Source organism: Pannonibacter sp. Q-1 (genome assembly GCF_054073275.1).
Map to the genome: position 1 here is coordinate 1 of NZ_JBSXNB010000001.1, position 16,074 is coordinate 16,074.

A 16,074-nucleotide genomic window follows, 5' to 3' on the forward strand; every position below is an offset into this window, starting at 1 on the left:
GCCAATCTCGTCAGCGTCCTGCAAAACTGGTGGTTCAAGTAAAACTGAAAACGCTATCTATGTCAGCCCCAAAAGTAAAACGGCCTGTTTTCAACGAAACACCTCCGTCATCTGTAGTCCAAATTTGTCCATATTGTGGTAAAAACCCGCTGTAGTGCCGTCAAGTTGCGGCTTTCCCGCATCCCGCGCGCAACCAGCCTTTGGCCGCGCCCTGCCCGGCCCTGCAAGCTTTCACAGAGCCGAAACTTGTCCCGACAAAAGTAAGGCCCGGTGTCTGACACCAGGCCTTGCAACAAGCACTTTCCTCTCCTGACCGGAAGGGCAACCCTGTCAGGTCTTCTGCTTCTTCTTCCGGTCGAGAAGCGGTGCGAGGACGTCCATTTTTGTCACCGCGCAAGGGCGGTATCCGGCAGCAAGAGCCGCCTTGGCCACAAGATGCGCAGAGATCGGAGCGGTCAGCAGAAAGAAAACAACGCCAGCGATCGCTCTGGTGATCACATCCAGTTCCCTCGCGTGCAGAGCCAGCGCGATCAGCATCAGCCCGGACCCCAGGGTCCCGGCCTTTGACGCGGCATGCATGCGCGAGAACACGTCGGGAAAGCGGATGAGGCCAAGTGCGGCAGCTGCCGCAAACAGCGCTCCGGCAACCAGGAAGAGCCCACTGGCGATTTCGATTGCAGCGTTCATTTTCCAGCCTTTCTGCGGGCGAGATCTTCCTTCACTTCCGCGGAAATGGTCGGATCGCCGACCTGCCCCCGGTTCAGAATGAAGCGCGCCAGCGCCACTGTGCTGAGGAACCCGACAAGGCCAAGCGTAATGGCGATGTCCACGTAGAGATAGAACTCGGTTGCAATGCCGATCACGGCAATGAAGCCGATCGCCGTCGCCACCAGCATGTCGAGGGCCACCACCCGGTCCGGAAGGCTCGGTCCGAGCACTGTGCGCACCACCGTCACGGCGAAGGTGAAGACCAGCAGCACCAGAGAAATCTGGATGCAGACCTCAAGGAAGTTTTCGGCAAACAGGTCAAGCGGGCTCAATGGAAGGCCTCCATGATCTTGCGTTCGAACCCATTGCGGATGTCCGCAATGGTCCCTTCCGGATCAGGAACGTCGATGCAGTGGATGTAGAGCACCTTCCGGTCCTCTGAGACATCCACGGACAGCGTTCCCGGCGTCAGCGTGATCAGATTGGCCAGAAGCGCTATCTCGAAGTCGCTTTCAACCGTCAGGGGGAACGCGATGAACCCCGGATTGAGGTCAAGTTTCGGGCGGATCACGATCCGTGCCACGCGCCAGGCCGACATGACCAACTCGTAGAGGAAGAGCAGGATCAGCCCGGTGACGCGCGAGGCACGGCGGAAATAGCCGCCGGTGTTGATCTGCTCGCGGATCAGATACAGCGCTCCCAGTCCGAGCACGAAGCCGAAAGCAAGATTGACCACCGAGAAGGAGCCAGTCACCGCCCCCCATGCGGCAGCCAGCAGGATATTGACGAGGAACAGGCCGCTCATGCTGCACCTCCGAAGACAGACAGGAAGTAACCGGCCGGATCAATCAGGCCGCCGGCACCGCGCATGGCGATGTTCATCAGCCATTCCGGCGCAAGTCCGAACAGGATGACCAGTGCCGTCAGCGCGCCAACCGGGATCCAGAGCGCCGGAGAAGCAAGGCCTGAGGCCTGCAAGGCAACCGCTGCAGAACCACCGCCTTGCAGCGCCACCTGGCCGCCGTCAGCCGTTCCCTCGGGCCCGCCGCGCCAGAACGCATAGATCCACACCCGGCCAACGGCCATTGAGGTCAGGAACCCTGTCACGAGGATGGCGGCCGCCAGCCAGGACCAGCCGGTCTCCAGCGCGGCATCGACGAGGATCAGCTTGGGCCAGAAGCCCGAGAAGGGCGGCAGGCCGGCCACGGCAAAGGCAAGGATCAGGAACACGGCTGCAAGGGCCGGGCTCTCGCCGTAAAGGCCGCCCAGCTTGCGCAGATCATTGCTGCCGCACATCGAAGCCATCACACCGGCGGCCAGATAGAGCGCCGTCATGACGATGATCGAATGCACCGCATAGAAAATGGTGCCGGAAATCGCCGCGGGCGTGCCCATGGCGATGCCCGCCAGCATCGAGCCGATGCCGGAAATGACCAGATAGCCGAGCAGACGCCGGAGATCGGACTGCGCCAGCGCACCGATAACCCCCACCAGCATGGTCAGAGCCGCCACCCAGGCAATCACTTCACTCATTTCGGCGCGGGCCACCGGCATCAGCATCACCATGACGCGCAGCAGCGCATAGACGCCAACCTTGGTCAGAAGCCCGGCAAAGATCGCCGAAACCGCGACACTCGGGGTGTGATAGGACGCCGGAAGCCAGGCATTCACCGGGAAGGCTGCCGCCTTCATCGCAAAGGCCAGCAGATACAGGGCACCGATGGTCATCACCGGGCCGGAGGGTTCTGCATTCGCCAGCTTCATGGCGGCATCCGCCATGTTCAACGTGCCCAGATGGCCATAGAGCAGGCCGGTGGCGATCAGAAAAAGGTTTGTGCCGATCAGGTTCAGCACACCGTATTTCACGGCGCCGTCCAGCTGCGCCCTGCCGTTGCCCAGCACAAGAAGACCGTAGGACGAGATCAGCAGCACCTCGAACCAGACATACATGTTGAAAATGTCGCCGGTCAGGAAGGCGCCGCAGGCACCCGTCATCAGGAACAGCAGGAACGGATAGAACCCGTAACGCCGCCCGGAGGTGTCAATGGTCCCTGCTCCGTAGATGCCCGCACACAGCGCCACCACCGAGGCAATGAAGGCAAGGACTGCGCCCAGAGGATCGGCCGTGAAGGCGATGCCAAAAGGCGGCAGCCAGTTGCCCATTACCATGGTCACGACGCCGGCCTTCAGCACATGCACCAGCAGGGCTCCGGTCGCCAGAACCAGCAGACCGAGGAAGGCCAGCGCCAGCTTCGGCTGCAGGGACGTGTTCTTGCGCAGCAGCAGGCAGAGTGAACCGCCGATGAGGGTGAGAATCGAGGGCACAACGATGAGCCAGTCCGCCGCCGTCACCGGCGCGGTGGTCATAGCCTGAGAAATATCAACCGAATAGGAAGGTCCGGCCATGGATCAGTACCCCTGCGGAGGACCGGCTTCACCCTTGGGCTCGGCGATGCGCATGTCGTTCACGTCATCGGTGCCCAGTTCCTGATAGGTGCGGTAGGCCAGCACCAGCAGGAAGGCGAAGAAGGAGAAGGAAATCACGATGGCCGTCAGCACGAGAGCCTGCGGCAGCGGATTGGCGGTTGCCTGCGTGACAGTCGCCTGATCCAGCGGGATCAGCGGCGGCACTTCACGGGTCAGGCGCCCATTGACGAAGATCAGCATGTTGACCGCGTTGCCGAGGATGACGACACCGATCAGCATCCGCACGAACATGCGCGACAGCATCAGATAGACGGCCACGGTGAAGAACAGGCCGATGAGGATGGACAGTCCGGCTTCCATCAGTCGCTCTCCCTTTCCTCAAGCGCGAGCGCGATGGAGCCGAAGGCTCCCACCACGACGAGATAAACCCCGATATCGAAGAACATCGGCGTGGACAGATCCACATCCGTGCCGAAAATATGCACGACAGCCCACTGGCTGGTCATGTAGGCCTGCCCCGTGAAAGCCGACAGCAGCCCGGCAACGGCAGCCAGCAGCAGACCGATACCGGCGAGCGTCATCGGATGCACGCCGATGGCCCTGCGGACACCCTCCACACCGCAGGCGATGCCGTAGATGGCCAGGGCGGAAGCAGCAATCAGGCCGCCAATGAAACCGCCTCCGGGCTCATTGTGGCCGCGCAGCAGTACGAAGATGGAAAACAGCACCATCAGGGCCGCGATATAGGGCGCAAAGGTGCGGAAGATGATCGTGCGCATCAGCGTGCCTCCGCAGGCTTGGTCTTCGTGGTTTTGCCGCCCTTGGCCGTCTCGGGTTCCGGCTTGGTGCGGACCCGGATCAGCGCCAGCACGGCAAGCCCGGTGAGAACCACCACCGCGATTTCGCCCAGCGTATCGAAACCGCGGAAGTCGACGATGATCACGTTGACGATGTTGCGGCCATGAGCAATCACCCGGCTGTACTGGGTGAAGAACTCGGACAGACGCGCGTCGAAGGGCTGCTGCGTGATGGCCAGCAGCACCAGCGTGAAGCCGAGGCCGACGGCACCCGCAATGCCAAGGCTGACGATCCGCGCAAGCATCGGGCGGTGGTCGCGGGGTGACAGATTGAGCCGGGTCATGACGAGGGCCAGGATCACCACAGACAGGGTTTCCACCATGAACTGGGTGAAGCTGAGATCCGGTGCACCAAACAGCATGAAGATCAGCGCCACCGCGAAGCCCTGGATGCCGAGTGTCACGATGGCCGTCAGGCGGGTGTTGGCAAACAGAACCGCCCCCAGGCCAGCCACAGCGATCAGGATCACGGCCCATTCATAGAAGCGGAACTCGGGCCATTCCGGCACCTGCGGCATGCCATTGGCAAAGACTGCCGGCAACAGCAGCGCGGCCCCCGTGGCAAGGAAGACGACGGCCATATAGGTCTGCATCGAACCGCCCTGCAGCAGGCGGGTGACGCCGGTGGAGAGCTTGACGATGGCAGCCACAAACTGGTCGAACCCCTTGTCCGGTCCCCAGCCGATGGCCTTCAGCACACCGGCCACCGCCGCACGCAGGCGGTCCAGCATCAGAAACAGCCCGATCCCCAGCGCCACGGTAATGATCGACAGGATCAGCGGTGCGGAGATGTAGCCGGGGATGAGATGCAGTTCCACGGCCGTCTGCGCGCCCATCAGGGAGGACAGCATCGGCCCGATGAACAGTTCGCCCGTCGAATGGGCCAGCAGAGCGGCGGCAAGACCGGTCAGCGACAGCACGACAGGTCCGGCCCACAGCAATGCGGGGCCTTCATGGGCATGCTTGGGCGTATGCACCTCGGGCCCGAAGAACGGCTTGATGGCGACAGCTGCCGCAATCACCAGCATCAGCGCATTGCCCGCCATAGCCACGGCGGTGATCAGCAGAGCGCCACTGGAGAGCCCCCAGGTGCCGTAATACAGCACTTCCTTGGCGATGAAGCCGATGAAGGGCGGCAGGCCGGCCATGGAAAGCCCGGCGAGCGCGGCAGCTGCAAAGGTGATGGGCATCGCCTTGCGCAACCCGCCCAGCTTCGTCACGTCGCGCGTGCCCGTCTCATGGTCGATGATACCGGCCACCATGAACAGAGCGCCCTTGAACAGGGAGTGCGCCAGCAGATAGAGCACAGCGCCCTCCAGCGCCTTCTGCGAACTGGTGCCCGTCAGCATGACGAGAAGGCCGAGCGAGGCAACCGTCGTATAGGCCAGCATCAGCTTCAGGTCGGTCTGGCGCACGGCCAGGACCGTGCCCACCAGCAGCGTGATGCCGCCAAACAGCGGCAGTACGGTCATCCAGACTTCGGTGCCGCCCAGAGCCGGATGCATGCGCATCAGCAGGTAGACACCCGCCTTGACCATGGTGGCCGAGTGCAGGAAGGCCGACACCGGGGTCGGCGCTTCCATGGCGTTGGGAAGCCAGAAGTGGAACGGGAACTGCGCCGACTTGGTGAAGGCGCCGCCCAGAACGAGGATCAGGATCGGCAGATAGAGGCCGCTGTTGCGCAGCACATCGCCGCCCGCCAGCACCTGCGACATCTGCGACATACCGGTTACCTGCATGATCAGCAGGAAACCGGCCAGCAGCGCCAGTCCGCCGCCGCCGGTCACCAGCAGCGCCTGCAGCGCAGCACGGCGCGAGGCAGCCCTCAGATGATCAAAGCCGATCAGCAGGAAGGACGTGATCGAGGTCAATTCCCAGAAGATGAACAGCGACAGCAGGTTATCGCTCGTCACCAGTCCCAGCATCGCCCCCATGAACATGAACAGGAACGAGAAGAACCGGCCCTGCTGCGGATGTCCCTTCAGATAGCCGCCCGCGTAGAGAATGATGAAGGTGCCGATCCCGGAGATCAGCATCGCAAACAGCGTCGAAAGCCCGTCCAGATAAAAAGAAAGGGTGACGCCATAGGCGGGCACCCATTCTTTTGCGACGGTATAGACTTCGCCCTCGGACACACCCGGTACGAACCGGGTGAAGTGCAGGAAGATCAGCAGCGGCACGATGGCAAGCAGCCAGGCCGCATTGTGCTTCAGCACTTTCGTGGCGAATGGCGCGATGATTGCAGCCGCGAAGGGCGCAAGCACGGCGAGAATGGTCGTGTCGAGTGCGGCGGGTGTCATGCTCACTCTTCGGCTAGGGCAAATTGCCAGTACATGCAAATCGGGACTCTCAGTGTAGCCGCCGAGAGTTAAGAATCTTGATCGAGTTAGGCTCTGTCGAGGTGCTGCACAAGGGCGCGAAGACCACTTTTCGCCATAATCGCAAGACCGCGCGCCTTCACGCTGCGGCAATTCGGAAAGGAGCACCCCGGGACGAAAATCTCCGGGTAGAAAAGCTGCCTGAACGGCACGTTTACCTGGCACTGCCCACCGAGATCTTGCCCCGCATCGCAAGGGGCCGAATCAGATGTTTGCCGGGTCAGTCCCCCGTCCCTGCCCTAAGCCGGGTCCCTTCAAACCCCGTCTCGGCAACCTTGTCGCACAGGCCGGACCACTCGCAGCCACTGCAGGCCGGGCGGAGTTCGCCCGAAACAAAGCCACGCTGCATCCGGTTCAGCATGTCCCCGTCCACGATCACCTCGCCGCCAGCTTCCAGCCGCCGTCCGAGCAGTGTTCCGGCACTTTCGAGAGCCAGCCGGTCACGTTCCACAACGCTGTCGCGGTGACAATGGGGAGCGTCACCAGCCAGAAGCGGCGCACAGATGTCGTCCGGCCCCTGAACGATCACCACAGGCTCCCCTGCCCTCATCCGCCGGATCACCCTCGCATAATTGGCGACAAAGCGGGGGGAATAGCCCTCCCCGACGAAGGTCAGCATGCACAACAGGTGATGTCCGCGAAGCCGGATGGTCATGCCTTCTACCTCCCCTTCAATGCCAAAAGGCCCGGCGCGAGGCCGGGCCTTTCAACGAAACGGAAGCTTACTTGGCCGCAGCTTCGTACATTTCCAGGACGTAGTCCCAGTTGATCAGGTTGTCGACGAAGGCCTCGAGGTACTTCGGACGGGCGTTACGGTAGTCGATGTAGTAGGAGTGCTCCCACACGTCGACGCCGAGGATCGGAGACGCACCCTGCACCAGCGGGCTTTCGCCGTTGGCGGTCTTGGAGATGATCAGCTTGCCATCCTTGACGGCAACCCAGGCCCAGCCGGAGCCGAACTGGGTGGTGCCGGCGGCGATGAAGTCGGCGCGGAACTTGTCATAGCCGCCCAGATCGCTGTCGATGGCCTTGGCCAGAGCGCCCGGGATGGACTTGCCGCCGCCATTCGGCTTCATCCACTTCCAGAAATGGATGTGGTTGTAGTGCTGACCGGCGTTGTTGAAGAGACCGGCATTCTTGCCGAAGCTCTCCTTGACGATCTCTTCCAGCGTCTTGCCTTCGAGGCCGCTGTCCTTCAGCAGGTTGTTGCCGTTGGTCACATAGGCCTGATGGTGCTTGTCGTGGTGATACTCAAGCGTCTCCTTGGACATGTAGGGGCCAAGGGCGTCATAGGCATACGGCAGTTCGGGAAGTTCGAAAGACATGGCAAATCCTCCTTCAGGAAAGCTGTGGTGCGGCCCGGCTGCATGCGTTCATGCTGGCCCGGCCCTTCCGGAGCTGCGGGGAAGCAGCTCGCGCCGGGATGCAAAATAGGCGTCTTCTCGCTCGTGGGCAATGCGTCCGGGCAAATAAAAAAATATTTTTCTTGGTTTATTAGCTGGAACCATTTCCGGCGCGCCGCGTTCAGCGCCTCCCGCCTTTCACAAGCGGCCAATCCGCGCGTCCCTTAAAACCGGAAGCAAGATCTTAACAGCCCGTTAATCCTTGCTCCCCACACTTCCCGGCGCGCCACCTCGGCCACGCCTGATTCCGGGATTACAGTCTTGAAAACAAACGCAATCCGGCCCTCTCTCCGGAGCCGCCTTCCGCTCGGCGCGCTTGTCATTGCTGCATGTGTCACTGGCGGTGCGGCCCCTCTCGCGCTGCAGGGGCTCAAGGTCACGGATGGCGACACAATCGTGCTGAACGGCGAGAAGATCCGCCTGGAAGGGATTGATGCGCCCGAGCTGGCGCAGCGCTGCCTTTCGTCTTCCGGCAGGGAATACGACTGCGGCAAAGAGGCGGCAAATGCCCTGAAGGTGCTGCTCTCACGTGGGCCGGTGACCTGCAAGGGCGATGTTACCGACACCTATGGCCGCTGGCTGGGCACCTGCTATTCCGGCGGCGTCAACGTGAACGCGGCCATGGTGGAAAGCGGTCACGCCTTCGCCTTCGTCCGCTATTCCTCCAGCTACGTGGCCGAGGAAGCCCGTGCCCGTGCGGGCCGTATCGGCATGTTCGCAGGCACAGCCCAAGCCCCGTGGGAGTTCAGAGCCGCCAAGTGGCAGAATGCCAGCACTCAAAGACACGTCCAGGCTTCGGCGGATGCGGACAGGGAATGCCCGATCAAGGGCAACATCTCCAAGAACGGCCGCATCTATCACATGCCCTGGTCCGCTTCCTACGCCCGCACCAGCATCAACGAAAACAAGGGTGAGCGCTGGTTCTGCACGGAAGCGGAAGCCATTGCCGCGGGCTGGCGGGCCGCCCACAGCAGCTGATCAACTGGTCCCCCGTAGCCGCTCCGCCTTCGCCGCCATGATGTTGGGGGTGCTGACCTCCAGCCAGTCTGCCAGCGTCTTCACCCGCTCGGCAGCCTCGCGGCCCAGCGGCGTCAGGCTGTATTCCACATGCGGCGGCACCACGGGCAGCGATACCCGGTCAATCATGCAATCCCCCTCCAGTTGCTGCAGCGTCTGCGCCAGCATCTTCTCGCTCACGCCGCCGACCTTGCGGCGCAGCTCGCTGAAACGGTGCGTGCCCTCCAGCAGCGCCAGCAGGATCAGCACACCCCAGCGGCTGGTCAGATGATTGAGAATTTCCCGCGACGGACAGGCCACACTGAACAGCGCGCCCCGGCGCATCAGCTCCGAAAGCGGCTGACCGGTGACCAGATCCGGGGCCACGTCCACAGTTCCAGCTTCGTCAGAGATTTTTTCATCCCTGTCCAAGGTACTGTTTTCCATATTTTTTCTCCTGAAAGGCACATCCAGCCGGGACACCTTTCCTCTAACTTACCAAATTGTATGTACTTTCCAAAAGAAAGTACATAGCGCATATCTGCCGCATCGCATTGACCCGGCGAGCCCGCCGGAGCAAATCAGCAGATGGAGCCGCATATGAAACTCGCAATCACCGGCGCTTCCGGTCAGCTTGGCCGCCTCGTCGCCGAAAACCTGCTCGCCACCGAACCGGCCGCCTCGCTGCGCCTGCTCGTCCGGTCCCCGGAAAAGGTGGCCGATCTTGCCGCACGCGGCGTGGAAGTGGTGGCCTTCGACTATTCAAAGCCGGAAACCCTCGCCCCTGCCCTTGCCGGCGTTGACCGCCTGCTGCTCATCTCCGGCAGCGAAGTCGGCCAGCGCGTGCCGCAGCACAAGGCCGTCATCGAGGCAGCGAAAGCTGCCGGCGTCGGCCTCGTCCTCTACACCAGCGTCCTGCGCGCCCAGCAGTCCGGCATGATCCTTGCCGGTGAACACAAGGCCACCGAAGACATGCTCGCCGCGTCCGGCCTCAACTACGTCCTGCTGCGCAACGGCTGGTATACCGAGAACTATCTCTCCGCCGTGCAGGCCGAGATTGCTCATGGCGTCGTCGGCGCCTCCGGTGATGGCCGCATCTCCGCGGCAGCCCGCGCTGATTATGCCGCTGCCGCCGCTGAAGTGCTGCGCAAGGGCGCACCCTCCGGCACCATCTATGAACTGGCCGGAGATACGTCCTTCAGCAAGGCGGATTATGCGGCTGAACTGTCCCGCGCCTCGGGCAAACCGGTGACCTACACCAACCTGCCGGAAGCGGCCTACAAGGATGTTCTCGTGCAGGTCGGCCTGCCGGAAGGCTTTGCCGCCATTCTGGCTGATTGCGACACCTGCACCGCCAAGGGCGACCTTGAGGACAACAGCAAGACGCTTTCCAGCCTGACGGGCCGCCCCACGACGTCGCTGGCCGTCATGGTCGCTGAGGCCGTGAAGGGCTGACCCCCAACCGCCTTTCACGCCGCATGTCAGCCTCTCCCGGAGCCATCCGGGAGAGGTTTTTCGTCACAGATCACGCGGCCGCATGCGCCTCGGGCAGCATGGCGGCGGCGATCAGGCGGCGGGTGTAATCCTCCCGCGGCGCCTCGAACACATCCGCCGCAGGCCCCGCCTCGACGATCTTGCCGTGCTGCATCACCATCACCGTGTCCGACATGGCCCGCACCACCGCAAGATCGTGGCTGATGAAGAGATACGTCAGCCCATGGGCGCTCTGCAGGTCGCGCAGCAGCGTCACGATCTGCTTCTGGATCGTGCGGTCCAGTGCCGATGTGGGCTCGTCCAGCACCATCAGATCCGGCTTCAGCACCATGGCCCGCGCGATGGCGATGCGCTGGCGCTGGCCGCCGGAGAACTCGTGCGGATAGCGGTTGCGCATCACCGGATCGAGCGACACCTCTTCCAGTGCCTGACAGGCCCTGCGGTCACGCTCGGCACCGCTCAGGCCCGGCTCATGCACCAGCAGCCCTTCGGTGATGATCTGGCCCACGGTCATGCGCGGGCTCAGCGAGCCGAACGGATCCTGGAACACCAGCTGCATATGCTTGCGCAGTGGGCGCAGCTCCGCCTTGCTCTTGTCCGAGATGCGCGTACCGTTGAAGAACACCCGGCCTTGTGCAGGCATCAGCCCCAGCAGCGCCCGGCCCAGCGTCGACTTGCCGGACCCGCTCTCGCCCACGATGCCCAGCGTCTGGCCCTTGCGCACGGTCAGCGAGATGTCGTTCACCGCCTTCAGGATGAAAGGTTTCGTCAGCAGGCCGCCGCCGAGGGCAAATTCCACCGACACCTTCTGCCCCTCGATCACCACCGGTGCCGACACGTCAACCGGCGCCTTGGTGCCTTCCGGTTCGGCGTCCAGCAGCATGCGGGTGTAGTCATGGGTAGGCGCCTCGAAGATCTGAGCCGTCTCGCCCTCTTCCACCACCTCGCCCTTGCGCATCACGTAAACGCGGTCCGCAATCCGGCGCACGATGCCAAGGTCATGGGTGATGAACACCACCGCCATGCCCAGCCGCTTCTGCAGATCCGCCAGAAGATCGAGGATCTGCGCCTGCGTCGTCACATCCAGTGCCGTCGTCGGCTCATCCGCGATCAGCACGTCCGGATCATTAGCCAGCGCCATGGCGATCATCACACGCTGACGCTGCCCGCCGGACAGCTCATACGGATAGGACTTCAGCTTGCGCTCCGGCTCGGGAATATTGACGAGCTTGAGCAGCTCCAGCGCCCGCGCCCTGGCCTTGGACCAGCTCAGGCCGCCGTTTTCCACCATCGGCTCGCACAGCTGGCGGGAGATGGTGTAGAGCGGATCGAGCGAGGTCATCGGCTCCTGGAAGATCATGGTGATCTTCTTGCCGCGGACCTGGTTCAGCTCGCCGGTCTTCAGGCCGAGGATATTCCGGTCCCGGTAGAGCACGCGCCCGCCGGTGATGCCGTTGGACGCCAGCAGCCCCATCGCTGCCATCATGGTCTGGCTCTTGCCCGAACCGCTTTCCCCCACGATGGCGACCGTTTCGCCGCGGTTGACGTGGATATCGACACCCCGCACGGCCTCCACCACGCCTGTATTCGTGGCAAAGCTGACCGTCAGGCCTTCGATCTTCAGCACCGCATCATTCTGGTTCTGAGATGTCGTCATGTCAGCGGTCCTTCGGATCAAGCGCATCGCGCAGGCCGTCGCCGATGAAGTTCAGCGCAAACAGCGTCGAGGTCAGGAAGATCGAGGGGAAGATCAGAAGCCACACGCCGCCCTGCAGGTTGCGCGCGCCCTCCGAAATCAGCACGCCCCAGCTCGTCATCGGCTCCTGCACGCCAAGGCCCAGGAAGGAGAGGAAGCTTTCCAGCAGGATCACCTTCGGCACCAGCAGCGTCATATAGACCACCACCGGCCCCAGCGTGTTGGGGATGACATGGCGGCGCAGGATGCCCGCATTGCCAACGCCCATGGCTTCGGCCGCCTGCACATATTCCTGCCGCTTGATGGTCAGCGTCTGGCCGCGCACGATGCGGGCCATGTCCAGCCACTCCACCGCGCCCACGGCAATGAACATCAGCACGAAGTTCCGGCCGAAGAACACCACCAGCATGATGACGAAGAAGATGAACGGCAGCGAATAGAGCACATCGACGATGCGCATCATCACCTGGTCCACCCGGCCGCCGAGATAGCCTGAGGTTGCGCCATAGATGACGCCGATGGAGATGGCCACCACCGTCGCCAGAAGGCCGATGGTCATCGATACGCGGCCTGCGATCATGGTGCGGGTCATCAGGTCACGGCCATTGGCGTCCGTGCCGAAGTAGAAATGCAGCTTGCGCACGTCTGCCTTCAGCGTCACCGACTTGCCGTCGGCCGCCATGTCCTCAAGGCGGGCATTCTGGAAGTAATCACTGCGGTCCACATATTGTACCGAACGCGGATCGATCTCGCGCGAGGAGGTAAGGCGCACGCTCACCGTGTCCCCGTCGCGCTGGAAGTTCTCAGCGTCCAGGCGGGCCCGGCGCAGCACGTTCATCAGCCCCGGCTCCACCTGTTCAGGCTGCGGATAGGGCTGCAGGCTCGCCGGCACTTTCACGAAGTCACGGTAGACCTGATCGAAGCCATGCGGCGACAGATAAGGGCCGATGATGGAGACGAGCGTCACGAGTGCCAGCACGATCATGCTCGCAACCGCCGCCCGGTTGGCCTTCAGCCGGTCCCGCGCGTCATCCCAGAGGGAGCGGCCCTTGACCGGCTGTGGTCCGTTTGCAGAGGAAGTCAGGCTCATGGCTGGTCCTCAGTCGAAACGCACGCGCGGATCAAGCAGCGCATAGAGCAGATCCACGACAAGATTGAAAAGAATGACGAAGCAGGCAACGATCACCACGGTGCCCATGACGAGCGTGTAGTCGCGGTTGAGCGCCCCTTGCACGAAGTAGCGGCCGATGCCGGGAATGCCGAAGATGGTTTCTACCACCACCGATCCGGTCAGCAGCGCAGCGGCGGCCGGTCCGAGGTAGGAGACCACCGGCAGCAGTGCCCCGCGCAGCGCATGCACCACGATGACCGTATAGGCCGACAGGCCATAGGCCCGCGCCGTACGCACATGGTTGGAGCGCAGCGCCTCGATCATCGAGCCGCGCGTCAGGCGCGCCACCACGGCAATCTGCGGCAGAGCCAGTGTCACCACGGGCAGGATTGCATAAGCGTAGTTGCCGGCCGCCCATCCGCCAACCGGCAGCCAGCCGAAATTGACGCCCAGCACCAGCTGCAGCACCGGTGCCACGACGAAATTCGGAATGGTCACGCCCAGCGTTGCGGCAGCCATCACGGAATAATCAAGGCCGTGGTTCTGGCGCAGCGCTGCGATCACGCCCAGCACACCGCCAACGATCAGTGCCAGAACCAGCGCGCTCAGGCCAAGCTGGATGGAGATCGGCAGACTGGCTGCAAACAGTTCGTTGATCGAAAAATCACGGAAGTAGAAGCTGGGGCCGAAATCCAGAACCGCGATATTCTTCAGATAGATCAGGTACTGGTTCCAGAGCGGTTCATTCAGATGATAGATCCGGTTGAGGTTTTCCATCACCTTGGCTTCCAGCGGCCGCTCCAGATCGAAGGGCCCGCCCGGCGCGATGCGGATCAGGAAGAAGGAGATGGTGACAATAAAGAAGAGTGTCGGGATGGCTCCCAACAACCGTTCAAGCACGTAGCGCAACATGCCCAGACCTTTCCTTCGCCAGAGGGAAACGCTGCCCGGCAGCCAGAAGCTGCAAGACAGCGCCCGTCATGACGCAAAACGGCCAGCTGCAGCTCCCTTTCGGAAGCCGCCGCCAGCCGTGTCCTGTCTTACTCGGAAATGCTCATCCAGCGGGTCGGATGCACGTCCATGAGGTTCGTCTCGAAGCCCTTGAGCTTCGGCGAGACGAGGTTCTTGGAGGCGTAGTACATCATCGGGATGAAAGGCAGATCGCGCATGAAGATGGTCTCTGCCTCCTTGAGGATGGCAGCGCGCTTTTCGAGGTCCGTCGTATTGGCGGCCTCTTTCATCAGGTTGTCGTAGTCCGGGTTGTTGTAGTTCGCGTAGTTGAAGCCGTCGTTGCCGGACTCCACCAGGAACAGGAAGTTCTGCGGGTCGGAATAGTCGCCGATCCAGCCGGCACGGGCGACGTCGAAGTCCTGCTTGTCACGCAGCATGGCGTAGTGGGTCGCAGTGTCCGTGTTCACCAGCGAAACTTCCACACCCAGCGGCTTCCACATGTCGGCAATGGCAACAGCCGTGTTCTTGTGGTTCTCGGAGGTGTTGTAGTTGATCGTCAGCTTCAGCGGCTTGTCCGGGCCGTAGCCAGCCTGCTTCATCAGCTCGATGGCCTGCTCCTCGCGGTCGATCTGCGGCAGATCCTTGTAATCCGCATAGGCCGGCTCACCATAGTTGTTGATGCCCGGGGGAACCAGCGAGTAGCCGGCAATCATCGTGCCGCCCCAGATCTCGTCCGCAAGGAACTCGCGGTCGATGGCCATGGAAAGAGCGCGGCGCACTTCCGGCTTGGCCAGCGCCTCATCCTTCATGTTGAGGGCGTAATAGTAGGTGCCCAGATAGGGAGCGGGCTTGAACTGATCGGCCAGTTCCTTCTCGATGAAGGCCATCTGCTCGGTCGGCACGTCATCGTTGGAATGCAGTTCGCCAGCCTGGAAGCGGCGCAGCGCAGCGCCGCGATCTTCCGTCGGATAGAACACGACGGTGTCGATGGCTACATTGGCAGCATCATGGAAGTTCGGGTTCTTCACGGCCTTGAGCTGGGCGTTCGGCGTGAACTCGGCCAGCATGTAGGCGCCGTTCGACACCATGTTGCCGGCCTTGACGAAGTCACTGCCGAACTTCTCGACGCTGGCCGGATGCACCGGCAGGCCGGTCTGGTGGGCCAGGAGGTCCACGAAATACGGGGTCGGCCGCTCAAGCGTGATTTCCAGCGTGTGGTCGTCAACCGCCTTCACGCCCAGTTCTTCACCCTGCTTCTCGCCCTTGTTGATCGCTTCGGCATTGAGGATCGGATAGAGCACGGTCGCGTATTTCGCGCCCGTTTCCGGGTTCATGATGCGGCGGAGCGAGAAAACGAAGTCACCGGCCGTGACCGGATCCCCATTCGACCACTTGGCGTTGTCGCGCAGCTTGAAGGTGTAGGTCCTGCCGTCCTCGGACTGGGTCCAGCTCTCTGCAACGCCCGGAATGATCTTGCCGGCAGCGCTGTAGGCAACAAGCCCCTCATAGAGGTCACGCAGGATATTGCCTTCATAGACCGTCGAGGTCTTGTGCTGGTCCAGCGTTTCCGGATCGGCGGAATTGCCACGGTGATAAACCATCTCCGCCATGGCAGAGAAGGAGGTTGCAGCCAGAAGCGCGGCGGCGAGCGCAGTCATCCTTGCGGACTTGAACATTTTAGTCTCCCCTCTTCAACACTTGAAGAGCACCTGGTGCCGGTGCGCTGGCACGTTCACATGCAGCCCCACCCTGTTCAACCCTGCCACGGGGGAACACGGGTTGCAGGAGGGTAAAAAAACGGATTCTTTTCGGCAGTGCCAGTCATTCGAAAAATTTTTCCTCTCCTGAAAATTTATGCATTCCGCTTAGTTATTCATCGTGCCCACAATCAAGGCGTCAGAAAAACGCCTGCATTCTGCGGCTTTTTTTCACCTGCCCCCTGCACGGACACGCTGAAAACAGAGAATCGGCCCTCCTGCGGTTTCCTCTTGCATGGCGGCCCAAGATGGCGTTCCTCTGCGCCAGACTTCGCGCCGCCCCTCCATGGCAGCGC

General features: G+C 62.2%; 16 protein-coding genes and 1 pseudogene. 3 read left to right on the forward strand and 14 right to left on the reverse strand.

Annotated elements, in window-relative coordinates; all coding sequences use genetic code 11:
• Window positions 1–330: 330 nt before the first annotated feature.
• The 9 genes from mnhG to ACVNHC_RS00045 form a co-directional block, all read right to left on the reverse strand.
• Window positions 331–687 (reverse strand): monovalent cation/H(+) antiporter subunit G, encoded by a 357-nt coding sequence (mnhG, locus tag ACVNHC_RS00005; protein WP_050471099.1) that lies wholly within the window; start codon window positions 685–687, stop codon window positions 331–333.
• Complete coding sequence (locus ACVNHC_RS00010; protein ID WP_050471098.1) at window positions 684–1,040, reverse strand: cation:proton antiporter; 357 nt, start codon at window positions 1,038–1,040, stop codon at window positions 684–686. Before ACVNHC_RS00010 ends, mnhG begins: the two co-directional genes overlap by 4 nt.
• Window positions 1,037–1,513: a Na+/H+ antiporter subunit E gene (locus ACVNHC_RS00015; protein WP_050471097.1), complete on the reverse strand. Its 477-nt coding sequence runs from the start codon at window positions 1,511–1,513 to the stop codon at window positions 1,037–1,039. The genes ACVNHC_RS00010 and ACVNHC_RS00015 overlap by 4 nt, the downstream gene beginning before the upstream one ends.
• Entirely contained in the window at window positions 1,510–3,114 is a 1,605-nt protein-coding gene (locus tag ACVNHC_RS00020; protein WP_457166106.1) for a Na+/H+ antiporter subunit D, read from the reverse strand. The genes ACVNHC_RS00015 and ACVNHC_RS00020 overlap by 4 nt, the downstream gene beginning before the upstream one ends.
• Before the next feature lie 3 nt (window positions 3,115–3,117).
• On the reverse strand, window positions 3,118–3,495 hold the full coding sequence (locus ACVNHC_RS00025) for a Na+/H+ antiporter subunit C (protein WP_050471095.1): 378 nt from the start codon (window positions 3,493–3,495) through the stop codon (window positions 3,118–3,120).
• Window positions 3,495–3,914: a Na+/H+ antiporter subunit B gene (locus ACVNHC_RS00030; protein ID WP_050471094.1), complete on the reverse strand. Its 420-nt coding sequence runs from the start codon at window positions 3,912–3,914 to the stop codon at window positions 3,495–3,497. The genes ACVNHC_RS00025 and ACVNHC_RS00030 overlap by 1 nt, the downstream gene beginning before the upstream one ends.
• On the reverse strand, window positions 3,914–6,292 hold the full coding sequence (locus tag ACVNHC_RS00035; RefSeq protein WP_457166107.1) for a putative monovalent cation/H+ antiporter subunit A: 2,379 nt from the start codon (window positions 6,290–6,292) through the stop codon (window positions 3,914–3,916). The genes ACVNHC_RS00030 and ACVNHC_RS00035 overlap by 1 nt, the downstream gene beginning before the upstream one ends.
• Before the next feature lie 298 nt (window positions 6,293–6,590).
• Window positions 6,591–7,025, reverse strand: a complete 435-nt coding sequence (locus ACVNHC_RS00040; protein ID WP_457166108.1) for a DUF1284 domain-containing protein — start codon at window positions 7,023–7,025, stop codon at window positions 6,591–6,593.
• Between the two features lie 67 nt (window positions 7,026–7,092).
• A complete protein-coding gene (locus ACVNHC_RS00045) occupies window positions 7,093–7,695 on the reverse strand; it encodes a superoxide dismutase (protein ID WP_050471091.1) in 603 nt (200 codons plus the stop codon).
• Between the two features lie 474 nt (window positions 7,696–8,169).
• Here ACVNHC_RS00045 and ACVNHC_RS00050 point away from each other — a divergent pair.
• Window positions 8,170–8,475, forward strand: a pseudogene (locus ACVNHC_RS00050) (thermonuclease family protein); the annotation flags it as partial.
• A 132-nt stretch (window positions 8,476–8,607) separates the two neighbouring features.
• Window positions 8,608–8,751, forward strand: a complete 144-nt coding sequence (locus tag ACVNHC_RS00055; RefSeq protein WP_457166481.1) for a sunset domain-containing protein — start codon at window positions 8,608–8,610, stop codon at window positions 8,749–8,751.
• Here ACVNHC_RS00055 and ACVNHC_RS00060 read toward each other — a convergent pair whose 3' ends face one another.
• The gene (locus ACVNHC_RS00060; protein WP_457166482.1) at window positions 8,752–9,114 is read right to left on the reverse strand and encodes a winged helix-turn-helix transcriptional regulator; all 363 of its coding nucleotides are present in this window, start codon (window positions 9,112–9,114) and stop codon (window positions 8,752–8,754) included.
• A 255-nt stretch (window positions 9,115–9,369) separates the two neighbouring features.
• Here ACVNHC_RS00060 and ACVNHC_RS00065 point away from each other — a divergent pair, with 255 nt between their 5' ends.
• The gene (locus tag ACVNHC_RS00065; RefSeq protein ID WP_457166109.1) at window positions 9,370–10,224 is read left to right on the forward strand and encodes an SDR family oxidoreductase; all 855 of its coding nucleotides are present in this window, start codon (window positions 9,370–9,372) and stop codon (window positions 10,222–10,224) included.
• A 70-nt stretch (window positions 10,225–10,294) separates the two neighbouring features.
• On the opposite strand, the gene ACVNHC_RS00070 is transcribed toward ACVNHC_RS00065, so the two are convergent.
• The 4 genes from ACVNHC_RS00070 to ACVNHC_RS00085 form a co-directional block, all read right to left on the reverse strand.
• Complete coding sequence (locus tag ACVNHC_RS00070; RefSeq protein ID WP_457166110.1) at window positions 10,295–11,920, reverse strand: ABC transporter ATP-binding protein; 1,626 nt, start codon at window positions 11,918–11,920, stop codon at window positions 10,295–10,297.
• Window position 11,921: 1 nt separating this feature from the next.
• Window positions 11,922–13,049, reverse strand: a complete 1,128-nt coding sequence (locus tag ACVNHC_RS00075; protein WP_058900381.1) for an ABC transporter permease subunit — start codon at window positions 13,047–13,049, stop codon at window positions 11,922–11,924.
• A gap of 9 nt (window positions 13,050–13,058) precedes the next feature.
• A complete protein-coding gene (gene oppB / locus ACVNHC_RS00080; protein ID WP_058900382.1) occupies window positions 13,059–13,982 on the reverse strand; it encodes an oligopeptide ABC transporter permease OppB in 924 nt (307 codons plus the stop codon).
• A 128-nt stretch (window positions 13,983–14,110) separates the two neighbouring features.
• The gene (locus ACVNHC_RS00085) at window positions 14,111–15,697 is read right to left on the reverse strand and encodes a peptide ABC transporter substrate-binding protein (protein ID WP_058900383.1); all 1,587 of its coding nucleotides are present in this window, start codon (window positions 15,695–15,697) and stop codon (window positions 14,111–14,113) included.
• Window positions 15,698–16,074: the final 377 nt, after the last annotated feature.